General features: G+C 64.8%; 16 protein-coding genes. 4 read left to right on the top strand and 12 right to left on the bottom strand.

Annotated elements, in window-relative coordinates; translation table 11 throughout:
- Positions 1 to 69: 69 nt before the first annotated feature.
- Positions 70 to 543: an RDD family protein gene (locus RA302_RS17330; RefSeq protein ID WP_338477328.1), complete on the top strand. Its 474-nt coding sequence runs from the start codon at positions 70 to 72 to the stop codon at positions 541 to 543.
- Between the two features lie 73 nt (positions 544 to 616).
- Here RA302_RS17330 and RA302_RS17325 read toward each other — a convergent pair whose 3' ends face one another.
- From RA302_RS17325 to sucB, 5 genes are all read right to left on the bottom strand, one after another.
- The gene (locus tag RA302_RS17325) at positions 617 to 1,372 is read right to left on the bottom strand and encodes a DUF4191 domain-containing protein (RefSeq protein WP_003941625.1); all 756 of its coding nucleotides are present in this window, start codon (positions 1,370 to 1,372) and stop codon (positions 617 to 619) included.
- A gap of 76 nt (positions 1,373 to 1,448) precedes the next feature.
- Positions 1,449 to 2,459, bottom strand: a complete 1,011-nt coding sequence (gene lipA, locus RA302_RS17320; protein WP_003941610.1) for a lipoyl synthase — start codon at positions 2,457 to 2,459, stop codon at positions 1,449 to 1,451.
- 51 nt (positions 2,460 to 2,510) lie between these two features.
- Positions 2,511 to 3,272 carry a lipoyl(octanoyl) transferase LipB gene (lipB, locus tag RA302_RS17315; protein ID WP_003941602.1) on the bottom strand — a complete coding sequence of 254 codons (762 nt, stop codon included), beginning with the start codon at positions 3,270 to 3,272 and terminating at the stop codon, positions 2,511 to 2,513.
- A 29-nt stretch (positions 3,273 to 3,301) separates the two neighbouring features.
- Positions 3,302 to 4,189: a TIGR01777 family oxidoreductase gene (locus RA302_RS17310; RefSeq protein ID WP_003941584.1), complete on the bottom strand. Its 888-nt coding sequence runs from the start codon at positions 4,187 to 4,189 to the stop codon at positions 3,302 to 3,304.
- A gap of 120 nt (positions 4,190 to 4,309) precedes the next feature.
- On the bottom strand, positions 4,310 to 6,058 hold the full coding sequence (sucB, locus tag RA302_RS17305; RefSeq protein ID WP_058039509.1) for a 2-oxoglutarate dehydrogenase, E2 component, dihydrolipoamide succinyltransferase: 1,749 nt from the start codon (positions 6,056 to 6,058) through the stop codon (positions 4,310 to 4,312).
- A 364-nt stretch (positions 6,059 to 6,422) separates the two neighbouring features.
- Here sucB and RA302_RS17300 point away from each other — a divergent pair, with 364 nt between their 5' ends.
- Complete coding sequence (locus RA302_RS17300; RefSeq protein WP_003941713.1) at positions 6,423 to 6,773, top strand: hypothetical protein; 351 nt, start codon at positions 6,423 to 6,425, stop codon at positions 6,771 to 6,773.
- A 56-nt stretch (positions 6,774 to 6,829) separates the two neighbouring features.
- Here the strand turns inward: RA302_RS17300 and RA302_RS17295 are convergent, their stop codons facing one another.
- A complete protein-coding gene (locus RA302_RS17295) occupies positions 6,830 to 8,347 on the bottom strand; it encodes a leucyl aminopeptidase (RefSeq protein ID WP_019748919.1) in 1,518 nt (505 codons plus the stop codon).
- A 158-nt stretch (positions 8,348 to 8,505) separates the two neighbouring features.
- Between RA302_RS17295 and gcvT the strand changes: the two genes are divergently transcribed.
- Together gcvT and RA302_RS17285 are read left to right on the top strand one after the other, a co-directional pair.
- Complete coding sequence (gene gcvT, locus RA302_RS17290) at positions 8,506 to 9,606, top strand: glycine cleavage system aminomethyltransferase GcvT (RefSeq protein WP_003941726.1); 1,101 nt, start codon at positions 8,506 to 8,508, stop codon at positions 9,604 to 9,606.
- A 32-nt stretch (positions 9,607 to 9,638) separates the two neighbouring features.
- Positions 9,639 to 10,742: a branched-chain amino acid aminotransferase gene (locus RA302_RS17285; RefSeq protein WP_003941766.1), complete on the top strand. Its 1,104-nt coding sequence runs from the start codon at positions 9,639 to 9,641 to the stop codon at positions 10,740 to 10,742.
- Here RA302_RS17285 and RA302_RS17280 read toward each other — a convergent pair.
- From RA302_RS17280 to RA302_RS17255, 6 genes are all read right to left on the bottom strand, one after another.
- Positions 10,736 to 11,557, bottom strand: a complete 822-nt coding sequence (locus RA302_RS17280) for a dienelactone hydrolase family protein (RefSeq protein ID WP_082661511.1) — start codon at positions 11,555 to 11,557, stop codon at positions 10,736 to 10,738. The two genes, RA302_RS17285 and RA302_RS17280, sit on opposite strands and share 7 nt — an antisense overlap.
- Positions 11,558 to 11,680: 123 nt before the next feature.
- On the bottom strand, positions 11,681 to 12,655 hold the full coding sequence (locus RA302_RS17275) for a helix-turn-helix domain-containing protein (protein ID WP_064113258.1): 975 nt from the start codon (positions 12,653 to 12,655) through the stop codon (positions 11,681 to 11,683).
- A 9-nt stretch (positions 12,656 to 12,664) separates the two neighbouring features.
- On the bottom strand, positions 12,665 to 13,432 hold the full coding sequence (locus RA302_RS17270) for an adenosylcobinamide-GDP ribazoletransferase (RefSeq protein ID WP_080961137.1): 768 nt from the start codon (positions 13,430 to 13,432) through the stop codon (positions 12,665 to 12,667).
- A 2-nt stretch (positions 13,433 to 13,434) separates the two neighbouring features.
- The gene (gene cobT / locus RA302_RS17265) at positions 13,435 to 14,580 is read right to left on the bottom strand and encodes a nicotinate-nucleotide--dimethylbenzimidazole phosphoribosyltransferase (RefSeq protein WP_050793993.1); all 1,146 of its coding nucleotides are present in this window, start codon (positions 14,578 to 14,580) and stop codon (positions 13,435 to 13,437) included.
- A gap of 23 nt (positions 14,581 to 14,603) precedes the next feature.
- Positions 14,604 to 15,191, bottom strand: coding sequence for a bifunctional adenosylcobinamide kinase/adenosylcobinamide-phosphate guanylyltransferase (cobU, locus tag RA302_RS17260; RefSeq protein WP_064113259.1), 588 nt, complete (start codon positions 15,189 to 15,191; stop codon positions 14,604 to 14,606).
- Positions 15,192 to 15,193: 2 nt separating this feature from the next.
- Positions 15,194 to 15,850, bottom strand: a complete 657-nt coding sequence (locus RA302_RS17255; RefSeq protein WP_007730051.1) for a DUF3043 domain-containing protein — start codon at positions 15,848 to 15,850, stop codon at positions 15,194 to 15,196.
- Positions 15,851 to 15,916 lie beyond the last annotated feature (66 nt).

The following is a 15,916-nucleotide window of genomic DNA, read 5'->3' as shown; positions in this document are numbered from 1 at the left end:
TGTGACCGGCCACACAGTTAAAACCCGGCAAATCTGGACTACGGTGCTGCGACGCCTATCCTGGACAGCATGGCACGTATCACCGGAACTTGGCTCTCTGGGCCGCAAGCAGCTTTGCCGAAGAGCGCGGACGGCCGTGAGCAGTCGTACCGTGGCGAGCTCCTCGGTTTCCCTCAGGAGGGTCCGGGTTCGCTGGTCGGTTCGGGCCGTCGTATCGCGGCACTGTTGGTGGATTGGGTGATGGCTGTGGGAGTGGCCTCGCTCATCACCGGCGACTTCTTCGACGGTATGACCTCGACTGTCACGCTGATGGTGTGGTTCGCAGTCGGCGTCGTCACGGTGACGCTGTTCAACTTCTCCCCTGGGCAGTTCGTCCTCGGACTTCAGGTTGCGCGAATCGAAGGCCCGATCCGAGTGGGCTTCGTGCGCGCGCTCGGGCGTCAGGCGCTGCTTGTGTTCGTCATTCCCGCGACCATCACCGACATCGACGGTCGCGGTATGCAGGACCGCGCGACCGGCACTTTGCTCGTGAAATCGCGCTGACACAAATCTCTCGAAGTAAAGAAAGACCCGGGTCCGTGTGGGCCCGGGTCTTTCGTTTTGCTGTGGGGGAGTGTCAGCGACGACGAATGGTCCGCTGCATTCCCTTCATCTTCGCGCCTCCGGGCATCGGTCCCTTGGGAAGCGCTGCTCCGCCGCCGCGTGCGCTGAGCGCAGCGAGGCGACCTTCGATGTTGTCCATGCGCTTGGTGTCGATGTTGCGGGGCAACTTGTTCAAGTAGCGCTGGAGCTGCGAGAGCGGAACCTGGCCCTCGTCGTTGCCGATGATGATGTCGTAGATCGGGGTGTCGCCGATGAGGCGGGCGGTCTTCTTCTTCTCCTGCGCGAGGAGGCCCTTGACGCGTTGCGGCGAACCCTCGGCGACGAGGATGACACCCGGCCGTCCGACGACGCGGTGAACGGCGTCGAGTTGGGTAGTGCCGGCGACGGCATTCGTGACGCGCCACGCACCCTGCATGTTGTCGAGCGCCCACGCAGCGGCACCGGCCTGACCTTCAGCCTTCTTGTACACCGATTTCTGGACGCGACGACCGAAGATGATGAAGGCGCCGAGGAGACCGAGAACGATGCCGATCGGCAGCAGGAACCACTGAAGGCCCCAGATGAGGCCGACCAGGAAGAAGACCAGAGCTGCACCGACGAGGGTGCCGATCATCAGCGGAAGGAGGAGCTTGTCGTCCTTGCGCTGCATCTGGAATGCCTGCCAGAGCTGAGTTCTACGTTCCTTGGAAGCCTGCTTGCGGGCAGCCTTCGCTGCAGCCTTTGCCTCTTTGGTGGGTTTGCCCTTACCGGATTTGCTGCCGTTCGCCATGTACCCAGGATACGTCCATTGCTGTGCGCCTTTACTAACCGCCCGCGGTTAATAAAGGCGCACAGCAAAAAGTGGATCAGCGATTCAGGCGCGCCATGAGTGAGCTGGCTTCCTGGGAAGCGTCGCCGCCCTCGGTCAGATGACGCTGCGCCTCGGGAAGTTCACGGCCGTGATGTGCCATGGCCTGCGCATACAGGCGGCCGGCGCGGTACGACGAGCGAACCAACGGACCGGCCATGACGCCGGCGAAGCCCATCTCTTCTGCAGCCTTCGAGTGTGCGACGAACTCCTCGGGCTTGACCCACCGCTCGACGGGGTGGTGCCGGGGCGAGGGGCGCAGGTACTGGGTGATGGTGAGGATGTCGCAACCGGCGGCGTGGAGATCTGCCATCGCCTCGGTGACCTCTTCAGGGGTTTCGCCCATGCCGAGGATCAGGTTGGACTTGGTGACCAGTCCGTAGTCGCGTGCTGCGGTGATGACGTCGAGGCTGCGCTGGTACCGGAATGCCGGACGGATCCGCTTGAAGATGCGGGGGACGGTCTCGAGGTTGTGTGCGAGGACCTCGGGGCGTGAGGCGAAGACCTCGTCGAGCAGTTCGGGCTTGCCGTTGAAGTCCGGAACCAGGTTCTCGACGCCGGTGCCCGGGTTGAGTTCGTGGATCTTGCGGACGGTCTCGGCGTAGAGCCAGGCGCCGCCGTCGGGGAGGTCGTCGCGGGCGACGCCGGTGATCGTGGAGTACCGAAGGCCCATGGCCTGAACGCTTTCCGCGACGCGACGGGGCTCGTCGCGGTCGAGGGCTTCGGGCTTGCCGGTGTCGATCTGGCAGAAGTCGCAGCGGCGTGTGCACTGCTCGCCGCCGATCAGGAACGTGGCTTCGCGGTCTTCCCAGCACTCGTAGATGTTGGGGCAGCCCGCTTCCTCGCAGACGGTGTGCAAACCTTCACGCTTGACCAGGCCCTTGAGCTCCGTGTACTCGGGGCCCATCTTTGCTCGGGTCTTGATCCAGTTGGGTTTGCGTTCGATGGGCGTCTCCGCGTTTCGGATCTCGAGACGGAGCAGCTTACGTCCTTCTGGGGCGATAGTCACGACAGTGATCCTACGCCCGGTGATTACTGCAACGGGGTTCGGGCGAGCCCGTCAGCTGTACTGAACGGTAGTAAAAGTCGGAGTAGGCGAGGCGCTTTCGAAGGTGACGCGCTCGACGTTCCGTTCGGTGACGGGCATGGTTCCGTCGAGAGCAGCGATCACTGCCTCGGTCACAGCGGGAGTGACTTCGTCCACGGTGACGTCGCGACCGAGTTCATGCGACAGCGTCGTGACCCCGGCGTCACGGATGCCGCAGGGAATGATGTTGTCGAATCCGGTCAGGACCGAATTGCAGTTCAGGGAGAAGCCGTGCAGTGCCACGCCCCGTTGGACGCGCACGCCGATGGCAGAAACCTTGCGCTCGGGCTTCCATTGCCCGTTTGCGAGTTCGGCGGGCAGCCAGACGCCGGAGCGGCCGTCGATGCGCCCGCAGTTCAGGCCGAGGTCCGTGCACACCGTGATCAGTGCTTCCTCGATGCGTCGGACATACCGCACCACGTCGATGGGCTCGGCCAGTTTCACGATCGGATATCCCACCAGCTGGCCGGGGCCGTGCCAGGTGATCTTCCCGCCGCGGTCGACGTCGATGACAGGCGTGCCGTCGACGGGACGATCTTCGGGTTCCGTGCGTCGTCCTGCCGTGTACACCGGCGGGTGTTCGAGGAGCAGTAGCGTGTCCGGTCCGATGTCGTCCGCCCGCGCAGCCGCGAGCTCACGCTGGCGGTCCCACGCGGCGTTGTAGTCGATCGAACCGAGTTGCTCGACGGCGATCGGCAGTTTCGAGAACCGGGCGGAAACGGCAGCGCTGCTCATGGACGTAGAGATTACGCCCGACTTCGGAATCAACCGAGTGCGGCCGCCAGCGCTTCGCCGATCGTGTTGTGGCGGAAAGAGAATCCCGCCTTTTCCAAAGCTGCGGGAATGGCGCGCTGGCCACCGAGGATGCCGCTCTTGGCGAATTCTCCGATCAACGCTTCGAGTGCGAACCCGGGAACGATCCAGGGAGCCGGGCGGTGGACCGCACGGGACATGGCGTCATTGAACTGGGCATTGGTGACAGGGGCCGGACCGGTCAGGTTGACGGGACCGGAGAGTTCGGAATTCGTGAGCGCGAACTTGATCGCGTCGCACTCGTCCTCGAGTGAGATCCACGGAAAGTACTGGCGACCGTTGCCCAGTCGCCCGCCGAGGCCGAACGAATAAAGGCGCCGAAGCCGACCGAGCATGCCCCCATGAGGTGAAATCACGACGCCGGACCGCAGATTGACGACGCGGGCGCCCGCCGCACGCGCCGGTTCGGTGGCAAGTTCCCAATCGCGACACGTCGTGGCGAGAAAGTCTGTGCCTGCCGGCGAATCCTCGTCGACGATCTTGTCGCCGGTGTCGCCGTAATAGCCGACGGCGCTCGCGTTGGCGAGGACGGGAACCTTCTGACTCGCGACCGCTTCGGCCAAGACGTCGGTCGCGACGATGCGGCTGTCACGGATCGCTTGCTTGTAGGAACCCGACCACCGTTTGTCGCCGATGCCGACGCCGCAGAGGTTCACGACGGCGTCGGCGCCCTGCAGGACGGAGAGGTCCAGACGGTCGTGGTCCGGGTCCCAACGCGATTCGTCGGGGCCGGCGGTCGAGCGTCGCACCAGACGCACCACGTCGTGGTTGTCGGAGCGCAACGATGACACCAAGGCCGTTCCGATCAAACCGGACGAGCCGGCGATGACTACTCGCATTCGGAAAGCCTCCTTCGATTCAGCGTGCTTCGATATCCGAACGTATATCTCCGACCGTACTGAAAAAGCCGGGGCGCCACCTCCTGATGGAGATGACGCCCCGGCCGGCCGAGCAGTTGCTTACAGGCCCAGATCAGCTTCGAACGAGGCTTCTTCCAACCGCTGCTTCACAGTGGTGAGGAATCGGCCGGCGTCGGCGCCGTCGACCAGACGGTGATCGTAGGTCAGCGGCAAGTAGATCATCGAGCGAACGCCGATGGACTCGTTGCCGTTCTCGTCGGTGACCACCATCGGGCGCTTGACGATCGCGCCGGTTCCGAGCATGGCCGCCTGCGGCGGTACCAGGATCGGGGTGTCGAACAGCGCGCCCTGGCTGCCGATGTTGGTGATGGTGAAGGTGCCACCCGAGAGCTCGTCCGGCTTCAGGCCACCCGAGCGTGCACGCTTGGCGATGTCGGCGATGGCGCGGGCCAAGCCGGCCAGGCCGAGATCGCCGGCGTTGTGGATGACGGGGGAGAGCAAGCCCTGATCGGTGTCCACTGCGATGCCGAGGTGTTCAGCGTCGTAGTAGGTGATCTGCTTGGCAGCCTCGTCGTAGCTTGCGTTGATGTTCGGGTGCGACTTCAGCGCCTCGACGACTGCCTTGGCGAAGAACGGAAGGAACGTCAGGTTGACGCCTTCGCGCTCGATGAAGCCGGCCTTGGCACGGGCCCGCAGGGCGACGATCTTGGTGACGTCCACCTCGAAGGTCTGCGTGAGCTGAGCGGTGTTCTGCAGCGACTCACGTGTCTTGGTGGCCGTGATCTGCCGAATACGGTTGGCCTTCTGCGTGGTTCCACGCAGGTGTGCCAGTTCGGGTCGGACGCCTGCGGCTGCGGTGGCGGCCGGTGCGGCCGCGGGTGCTGCAGCAGGAGCAGCGGCGGCGGGAGCCTTCTTGGCCTCCGCAGCGGCGAGCACATCCTGCTTGCGGATGCGGCCGCCGACGCCGGTGCCGGTGACGGTCGCGAGGTCGACGCCGTTGTCCGTGGCGAGCTTGCGCACGAGCGGGGTGACGTACGGGCTGCTGTCACCGGACGCTGCGGGGGCAGCCGCCGGTGCGGGAGCCGCAGCAGGCTTCGGAGCGGGTGCGGCCGGTGCGGCGGCAGGCTTGGGTGCTTCAGCCTTGGGTGCTTCGGCCTTCGGAGCTTCGGCCTTGGGGGCAGGGGGTGCTGCCGGTGCTGCGGGAGCGGCCTTGGGTGCCGGTGCCGCGGCGGGTGCGCCGGAGCCGACGACGGCCAGCTGGCCACCGATCTCGACGGTGTCGTCTTCCTGCGCATTGATCTCGAGCAGGATTCCGGCGACGGGGGACGGGATCTCTGTGTCGACCTTGTCGGTCGAGACCTCGAGCAGCGCCTCGTCGACGGCAACCTCGTCGCCGACAGCCTTGAGCCAGCGGGTGACGGTGCCTTCGGTGACGGACTCGCCGAGGGCGGGCATCGTCACGGCGGTACCTTCAGCGGAACCGCTCGAAGCAGCGGGTGCCTCGGCAGCGGGAGCTTCTTCAGCGGGAGCTTCGGCAGCCGGCGCTTCCTCGGCGGGAGCTTCCTCGGCGGCGGGGGCGGGTGCCTCTGCCGCGGGTGCTGCGGCTTCGCCGGCTTCACCGATCTGGGCGAGCTCGCCACCGATTTCCACGGTGTCGTCTTCCTGCGCGACGATCTTGGTCAGGACGCCGGCGACGGGAGACGGAATCTCGGTGTCGACCTTGTCCGTGGAGACTTCGAGCAAGGGTTCGTCGACTTCGACCGTGTCTCCTTCCTGCTTGAGCCACCGTGTGACAGTTCCCTCGGTGACGCTCTCACCTAGGGCTGGCATCTGGACGGAGAAGGCCATGTCTTTTGACTCCTCGACAGTTGTGTTCGGGTTGTTGAATTTTGTCGACTTGTGGTCGTAATGCATTGTGCTCGAGTGGCGCGCGACGTGCGGCTACTTGTAGCTATTTTGCCGATGTCGACGCGCGAGCGCGGCGTCACCGTCGTTCATCTTTCCATTGATACGCCGGGCGTGTCCGATGAGGGGGATGCCGTCCGTTTCGGGTGTGTCGGCTACTGGCGAGTAGGTATGCGTCGGGGGTCCGGCTGTAACGTCGTAAGCGGACCAAACGGTATGTCGTGCGCAGGCACAACGGACATCGCCTGGCAAACTTGACATATCGCCGGGGTGCATCCGCGGCGTCGGTACCGAGGAGGGTACGACCGTGGGACTGTTCGATCGTTTCAAGCGTCCGCCGAGTGCGGCTCAGGCCGCAGCGCAGAGTGATGCGGATCATCTGGCGAATTGGGCGCACTCGCACGAAGGCGTCGAAGCCTATGTGGAACCGCAGACGACGGTGACCGAGGTGACCGTCGTCCTGGTTGCGAAGGACGGGGAGTGGACTCGTCGTCGTGTCGGCGGCGAACGTGGTGCCCGCAAATTGGGACAAGACCTGAAGATCCCGGTCTACGACGTCCGAAAAACGGGATATCCGCAGCGTATGCGCGATCACGACGAACGTAAGCGAATCGAACGCAAGCGGGCACGAGAGCAGGAATTACGCGACGGCGCCTGAACTGCTGTGCGCCTTTATTAACCGCGGGGGGGTTAATAAAGGCGCACAGCAAGGGGTCAGCCGTTGACCGCGATGTCCTCCAGGACCGAGATCATCGTGCGAACGGGAACGCCGGTACCGCCCTTGCCGGTGTAACCCCACGGCCCTGACGTGTTGTAGGCCGGACCCGCGACGTCGATGTGCGCCCACTGGACACCCTCGGGAACGAATTCCTTGAGGTAGTGAGCTGCGACCAGCATGCCGCCCCAGCGGTGCGGGGTGACATTGGCCATGTCGGCGACCTTGGAGTCGAGATCTCCGCGCAATTCCTCCGGCAGCGGCATGGCCCAGCCGTTCTCGCCGACGCTCTGCGAGATGGAGGCGACGCGGTCACGGAACTCGTCGGTGCCCATGACTCCGGGGGTGCGGTTGCCGAGCGCGACCATCTGCGCACCGGTCAGGGTGGCGGTGTCGATCATGTAGTCGGGATCGTCCTCACCCGCGCGAACCATCGCGTCGGCAAGAATCAAACGGCCCTCGGCGTCGGTGTTGACGACCTCGATGGTGATTCCGCCGTACTGGGTCAGCACGTCGCCGGGACGCTGCGCGGTCGCGGACGGCATGTTCTCGGCCATCGGTACGTATGCGACGACGTTGACGGGCAGGCCGAGCTTGGCGGCAAGCACGACGGTGGAGATGACGGCTGCGGCGCCGCCCATGTCCGAGGTCATGTTCTCCATCCCGGCGGCGGGCTTGATGGAGATTCCGCCGGTGTCGAAGGTGATGCCCTTGCCCACCAGTGCGACCTTGCGGGCACCACGCTTCTTCGACGCGTATTCGAGGCGGACGAGACGCGGCTGGCGTGACGAGCCCTTGCCGACGCCGATGATTCCGCCGTAGCCACCCTTCTCGAGTGCCTTCTCGTCGAGAACCTGGACGGTGAGCCCGGCCTCGACGCCCAGTGCCTTCGCGCGCGCGGCGAACTCGGCGGGGTAGAGGTGGCTCGGGGGAGTGTTGACGAACTCGCGTGCGGTGGCGACGGCCTCGGCGATGGCGGCCGACCGTGCCAGCGTCGCTTTGGTCTCCTTCGTGCGCGGCGACGGCACCAGAAGTTCGACGCGGGCCAGTGGCTGCGAATCGGGACCGGGAGCCGTCATGGACGACTTGAATTCGGTGAAGCTGTACGCGCCCAACGCAAATCCCTCGGCGGCTGCACCGAGGTCGAGGATCGAGAGCGTGGTTGCGACGGTGTCGATGCCGGACAACGAGCGAGCTGCGGCGCCGGCGGACTTACGGATCTGCTCGCTGCCGAGCTTGTCGGCAGAGCCGAGTCCGACGGCGAGAACGCTGGTGACCGACAGTTCGCTCGGTGCCGGGACACGAGTGAGCTGCTCGGGCTTGCCCGTGGCGCCGACGGCGATGAGGCTGTCGAGGATCTCGGCGAGTACGTCTTCGGCGACGATGCCTTCGCTGAGTGCGATTTCGGGGCCGTCCGGACCCGACGTCAGACCGACGACCAGTATCTCTGCGCGCTTGGCGACTGTGCCGGCGAGAACGAGGTCGGGTCCCAACGATCGGGCTGTGCGAGTGCTCAAGGTGTCTCCTGTGAGGTGAGTGTGCGATGCGTCCGGTTCTGGCGGATGCCTGAGTCGATGTTAGGCCCTTTGCAGTTTGCGGACGGGCGATCGTCACGGCCGGGTGAGCTCTCGCTGCGGACATGTTTCGATCGGCGAAGTCCGATAGGTTGTGGGCCATGACCGACGAACAACTGTTGCAGGGCCCGATCCACCCCGTCCACGTCGAACTCGGCGCGACGTTCGCGCCGTTCGGGGGGTGGCAGATGCCGGTTTCGTACGCCGGCGTCGTGGCCGAACACACCTCTGTGCGTGAGAATGTCGGACTCTTCGACGTCAGTCACCTCGGCAAGGCCGTCGTGCGTGGCGCGGGCGCCGCGGAATTCGTGAACTCCGCACTGACCAACGATTTGAACAAGATCGGGCCGGGTAAGGCTCAGTACACGTTGTGCTGCAACGAGTCCGGTGGTGTCATCGACGACCTCATTGCGTACTACGTCAGCGACGACGAAATCTTCCTCGTCCCGAACGCAGCCAATACCGCGGACGTCGTTGCGGCTCTGGTCGCCCTCGCACCGGACGGAATCACCGTCGAGGATCAGCATCGTGCCTACGGTGTGCTGGCTGTGCAGGGTCCGAAATCGGTGGCGGTTCTGACCGCTCTGGGACTTCCCACCGAGATCGAGTACATGGCGTACGAAGATGCGGAATGGAACGGCGTGCCTGTTCGTGTGTGCCGCAGCGGTTACACCGGTGAGGTCGGCTACGAACTCCTGCCGCGGTGGGAGGACAGCGAGCCGTTGTTCCGCGCGCTTCTCGAGGCAGTGCGCGCCGAGGGTGGGCAGGCCGCCGGACTCGGCGCCCGTGACACTCTTCGTACCGAGATGGGGTATCCGCTGCACGGGCATGAGCTTTCGCTCGAGATTTCTCCGCTCGAAGCGCGCTGCGGATGGGCGATCGGTTGGAAGAAGCCGACATTCTGGGGCAAAGAGACCTTGACCGACGAGAAGGCTGCCGGCCCGGCTCGCAAACTCTGGGGGATCAAGGCTCTCGATCGCGGCGTGCTTCGTGCCGGCCTCGGTGTTCTGCGTGACGGCGAGGCAATCGGCGAGACCACCTCGGGGACGTTTTCGCCCTCGCTCAAAGTGGGAATTGCGTTGGCGCTCCTCGATTCCGGTGCCAATGTCTCGGCCGGCGACGAGATCGAAGTCGACGTCCGTGGTCGTGCTCTTCGGTGCGTCGTGGTGTCTCCTCCGTTCGTGGAGACCAACACCAAGTAGAGAGCTTTTTCACGTTCGATAGGATTGCGCCCATGACAGGTGCCGCCGATTTCGTTCGTGTTCAGAGCTCGTCCCCGAAGTCCGACGCCGAGCGCCGTGACATTTTGGCGGCGCCCGGCTTCGGGCGGCACTTCACCGACCACATGGTCTCGATCGACTACACCGCGGGCAAGGGCTGGCACGACGCCCAGGTGTTGCCGTACGGAAACATCGAGCTCGATCCGGCCGCAATGGTTTTGCACTACGGACAGGCCATCTTCGAGGGCCTCAAGGCATACCGTCAGCCGGGTGGCGAGATCAGCTCGTTCCGCGTCGAGGCCAACGCCGAGCGTTTCGCGGCATCTGCGCGCCGTCTGGCCATGCCGGAGCTCCCGTCGCAGATGTTCATCGATTCCATCACCGAACTGATCGACGTCGATCTCGACTGGGTTCCCGCAGCCGGTGGCGAGGACGCGCTCTACCTCCGTCCGTTCATGTTCTCCACCGAAGCCGGACTCGGTGTCCGTCCCGCCGACGAGTACCGCTACCTGCTGATTGCCTCGCCTGCCGGTGCGTACTTCCCGCGCGGCGTCAAGCCGGTCAGTGTGTGGCTGTCCACCGAATACGTTCGCGCGGCCCCCGGTGGTACCGGCGCGGCCAAGTTCGCCGGCAACTACGCCGCTTCACTCCTCGCCCAGGCGCAAGCCGCCGACGAGGGGTGCGACCAGGTGGTCTGGCTCGACGCCATCGAGCGCACGTACGTCGAGGAAATGGGTGGAATGAACCTGTTCTTCGTCTTCGGCTCGGGCCCCGACGCTCGCCTCGTGACGCCGTCGCTGTCCGGTTCGTTGTTGCCAGGCATCACGCGCAACTCGTTGCTCGCCCTTGCCGCCGATTCCGGTTTCGCCGTCGAGGAGCGCAAGATCAGCACCGACGAATGGCGCACTAAGTGCAAGAGTGGTGAAATCACCGAGGTCTTCGCTTGCGGCACAGCAGCAGTCATCACCCCCGTCGGACGCGTCAAGTCCGCCGAGGGCGAGTTCACCATCGCCGACGGCGAGCCGGGTGAGGTGACGATGGCACTGCGCGACACCCTCACGGGTATCCAGCGCGGAACCTTCGCCGACACCCACGGCTGGATGACGAAACTTCACTGATCGCTGGTTCGTTCCGCGAGCAATCGCTCCCGGAAGAACTGCAGAATCTCGTCTCGTGCGACGGTGGTGGGCGATCCCGCCTCGTCGACGAGATGAGCCGTCACCACGCTGTGTGGATTGGCAATGACGTGTTCGAAGAACGGCGACGTTGTCGCGTTGGCCGCTTCGTCGGGTAGTACCTTCCCGACGAAGCGCTCGCCCAAGGCCTTCGAATAGGCGGCGAATCGTTGTGCGCGGCAGAACGAGTCACCTCGAAAGCGGTATGCAAGCACCGTGAGGTCTTCGGCCTCGAGTCTCGAGCGCACGGCTTCGAGTTCTTCGGGCCCGTTGTCGGTTTCGTCCGGTCGATCGAGCGGTAACGACGGTTGGGCGAGAACCGGCGCGATGACCGAGGGTTCGAGCATCATCGACAACGCGAAGTTACCGGTGAAGCACATTCCGATCACGCCGACGCCAGGTCCGCCGCTCTCCTCATGGGCGGAAGCGGCGAGTGAACGCAGCCAACGGACCGCCGGACTCGGTTCGTCGGCAGCGAGGGTGCGGAATTCTGCACTGACGCAGGCTCTCTTGAACACCGTCAGCCCCTCGTTCACTGTGGGGACCGCGCCGTCGCGGCCGAACAGTGACGGAACGAAGACAGTGAAACCGGCGTCGCGCACCCAGCGGGCGAATCGCGCTACATGCGGGCTGATGCCCGGCATCTCCGGCATGACGATTACTGCGGGACCGGTGCCGGCCACGTACACGGACTTCGCCACTGCGTCGATGGTGATCGTTCGACGGTCGAAGTCTTCGAGCGGATCGTCTTCGGTCATGCTCCGGTTCGGCACGGTGAGCCCTCTCAGTAGTCGAAACAATTCCTCTGCACAGTCTTTCGGCGCGGGATCGACTACAGAAGAGGGCGGTTCGCCATGTTTTCGGGCGGGCTCGCCACGCACCTATCCGGCGCCGCCGTTGCGGAATCGCTTTCGGTAGTCGGCCGGGCTGATGCCGACGCGGTCGGTGAACAGGCGACGGAAGGTTCCAGGATCCTGATAGCCGATGTGCCCCAGGATCTTTCCGAGAGACCAGTCGGTCGATTCCAACAACCGTTTCGCTTTTCGGATCCGTGCACGCTGCAGATAACTGCGCGGCGATTCCCCGGTCTCGTCCTTGAACTTCCGAAGCATGGTTCGGGTGCTGACACGAAAAGCACCCGACAGCAGATCCAAGTCGTAAGGCTCCGCCATCCGTTCGACCAGCCACCTTCCGACGTCGTCGGCAAACTGTGTGTGTTTGGCGGGCAGCATCGAGTCGACGATGTACGGAGATTGACTGGTTCGGTTTTCCGGCGCCAGAGTAATTCTTGCAGTCCTTCGCGCAATCTTGTCGCCGAGATGCTCGCGCACGAGTGCTGTTGCGAGGTCGAGCGCGGCGGTGAACGCAGCAGTGGTGGTGACGCCGTCGTCCTGGACGATCAACGAGTCGGTTCGAACCGTCGCACCGGGGTAACGACTCGCGAGGTCCGCACCGTACAGCCACGACGTCGTACATCGGCGTCCGTCGAGCAGTCCCGCCTCGCCCAGCAGATACGCGCCGACGCAGACTGACGACACCCGAACGCCGTGCGCCTCGCACGCACGGATGAACTCGATTTCTCCCTCCCACAGCGACAAGCGCGTCGCAGGGTCTTCGGACGGCACGAGTTCGAACCCCGGCACAACCAGGTGATCGATGTCGTGATGCCCCTCCTGCACGCCGAGCGAAAATCCACCTGCCGCAACGACGGGCGTGCGGGACGCTGCGATGACCGATACCTCGAAGGGGTCGGCGGGCGCTCCATCAGCGACGCGATTGGCGATCAGGAGAAGGTCGGTGAAAACGAAGATCTCGGCCGCGAGGCAACCTTCGTACGCAAGGACACCTACTCGCACGACGTCGGATCACAGTCCGAGAGTGAGGCCGACGGCCGTCAGCGTCACAGTGAGTTCGAGTGCGAATCCGAGAACGTCTCCGTTGAGTCCGCCGAATCTACGGACGCAGTGACGCACGCACAGCACACTGATCACCAGCGCCGACGCGGTCACGAGAGGGCCGAGCCACCACCGGTCGGTGGCAAAGCCGGAAGCGGCGATCAGCGGAACCGACCACACGATTGCGGCCCACAGCGGTTGTGAATCGGCGACGAGCGCACCGAATCCGCTCGGGCTCGACGCGAGAATACCTCGGCGGCAGGCAAAAACGACGGCCACACGACCCGCAGCGACAGATACGAGAACGGCGATCCACTGCGTGGGGGAGTCGGCAACAGCGAGGACGCCGAAGGAGACCGATTGCAGCCCGAGGAAGATGAACAGCGCCGCGACCCCGAACGGTCCGGCACCGCCGCTGTGCATGACTTCGCGGGCGCGCTCCGGTGGACCGTAACAACCCAGTCCGTCGACGGAGTCTGCCAGTCCGTCCACGTGCATCCCGCGTGTCCCGAGAGCGAGCGCACCGACCGTCAGCAAGCCTGCGAGATAGGGATTCAGGCCGATACTGGTTGTGCCCCAGAGCAGAAACGTCGCGGCAATGCCGAGAGCGATCCCGGTGAGCGGAGCTGCCGCGATGGCGCGACGGCCGGCAGTTCGATCGATGTCGGAGGGACCACGAACCGGAAGGACCGTCAGCCACGAGAAGGCCAGCGGCACTCCGGACAGCGGGCCCGCCACGCTCACTCCGCCGTATCGGTCTTGGTCAGGTCGATCGACTCCGGTTCGTCGGCAGGTGCGCTGCCCTGAGTGCTGACACCGGCTTCGGAGAATGTCGCCATCTTGCCCAGGATTGCCACTGCGCCCTGAAGAATCGGGAGAGCTGTGACTGCACCTGAACCTTCACCGAGACGCATGTCGAACTCGACGATCGGGTCGAGACCCATTCGGGTCAATGCGATGGTGTGGGCAGGTTCGGTGGAGCGGTGTCCGGCGACCCACCATTCACGTGCGCCGAAAGCCAGTTCGTCGGCAACCATGGCGGCTGCGGTGACCACAACGCCGTCGAGGATCACCGGCGTACGACGCGAAGCTGCCTGGGCCAGAAAGCCGGCCATCGCGGCGAGGTCAGCACCCGAAGACGTGCGCAGCAGCGCGACTGTGTCGCGAACGTGCGGACGGGCACGCCGGAGAGCGTCGCGAATCGCTGCGGTCTTGCGGATCCATCCGGCGTCGTCGATACCGGTACCTCGACCCACGACCGCGACGGGTTCACTGTCCGTGAGTGCGGCGATGAGTACGGTTGCGGGCGTCGTATTGCCGATGCCCATGTCGCCGGCGATGAGAAGATCTGCGCCCCCGTCGATTTCCTCGTCGGCGATCGCTCGGCCGGCGGCGATGGCCTGAAGGGTTTCCTCGTTCGACATGGCGTCTTCGCGGTCGATGGACCCGGAAGACCTGCGCACCTTGTGGTTCGAGACGGACGGATCGGTATCGCCGTCCACTGCGATGTCGACGACGCGTACCGTGGCGCCGGCAACCTCGGCGAGGACGTTGACTGCCGCGCCGCCCCCGAGGAAGTTGGCGACCATCTGTGCGGTCACTTCCGGCGGATAGGCGGAGACGCCGTTGCGGGCGATTCCGTGATCACCCGCGAACACGACGACGCGAGGCCGAGCGAAAGCGTGTGGGGGACAAACTCCTTGGCAGGCTGATGCCCAGCCGGCGAGAGCCTCCAGTCGGCCCAGCGAACCGGCCGGCTTGGTCAGATCACGCTGACGCGCATCGGCCTGCGCTCGCACCTCGCGGTCGGGCGGGGTGACGGGTTCGAAGTCGGCGCTACTGACTGGCGCGACGTCAGGGTTGGCATCTGGATTCGCCCCTGAAATGGCCCCTGGATTGGCCTCGGTACTCACATCGTGCCTTCCGGTTGTGCAGCAGTATCTTTCAAGATGAGCGGTAACCCTGCAACCACTAGTACGACACGATCGCACACCGCGGCGATACGAGCGTTGAGAGTGCCGATCTCGTCGCGGAACAATCGTCCGGACCGCGTCTCGGGGATGACGGCCAAACCCACTTCGGGGCTGACCAGCACCAGGTGTCCGCGGTAGTTCTCGACACTGGCGACCAGGCTGTCCGCCGCGGGCGTGACGGTGCCGCGCGGTGCGTCCCAAGCGCCTTGCCGATCGAGTTCCGCGGTCAGCCACGTTCCCAGATCGTCGACCAACGTCGCTGTGTGTGAATCGCTTTCGAGCTGCGCCGCGAGGTCACCGGCAGCTGCGGTTTCGACAGTCGACCAATGAGAAGGCCGTCTGTTGCGGTGCTGGTCGATCCGGCTTTCCCAGTCTGCGTCGGAGACATCACGTCTGGCTGTCGCCAGGTACCGGACCGGTGCCGAACTTTCGGGTAAGTGGCCTGCACAAACCAAATCCTCGGCGTGCGCGGACTTACCAGACCGCGCGCCGCCGAGGACCAAAGTTCTATACGTGTTCGTCACGCTCAGATTGCGTCGCCCGGCCCCACACGAGGCTTCGGTGCGCGCAGCTTACGGATCTGCGACGCGCGAACGAACGCGTACCAGCCGAGCTTGAATCCGCCGTCGGTGCTGTCGGGGAAGCGCTCGGCGACGCGGTTGTTGATCATGCGACCGAGCCAGATGCCTTCACCGACCATGAAGAGCATCATCACGAGCATTGCCAGTGTGACGATCTGCTGGAGCGCGGGCGTGACGAACATGGTCATGATGAGGATCAACGCGAGCGGCATGAACAGCCCGACGAGGTTGCGGCGAGCGTCGATGAAGTCACGGACGTAGGCGCGAACCGGTCCCTTGTCGCGGGGGAGCAGGTACTTGTCCTCGCCGGCGAGCATGCGGGCGCGGCGGTCTGCCGACGATGCGCGACGCTCGGCGGCTTCGGCCTTGCGGTCCTCCTTGGAGCCGCGGGTCGCCTTGCGGCGGGCGCGGGCTTCCTTCGCGGTCAGCGGGGCAGGGGCAACGGGGCCACGCCTCTTCGCCTCGGCGTCACGACGCTTGGGTGTGGGGCGGCCCTTGCCCACCTGCTCGATGGGCGCCTCTTCGGAGGCCGAGGATGCCTCAGTGCCCTCGACGTCACGTTTGTCGGAGTTGTCTGAGTCACCGCGGCGTAGCAATTTCACACCTCCAGGCTATTGGATAAGTGCACGGTCTGGGAAACCGACCTCGGTCTTTCTGAAAAACCCAAT

Origin of the sequence: Rhodococcus sp. DN22 (genome assembly GCF_036669995.1) — a bacterium.
Taxonomy (GTDB): domain Bacteria; phylum Actinomycetota; class Actinomycetes; order Mycobacteriales; family Mycobacteriaceae; genus Rhodococcus_F; species Rhodococcus_F erythropolis.
Note: the sequence above shows the minus strand (reverse complement) of the source record. Positions and strands in the feature narration are given on the sequence as shown.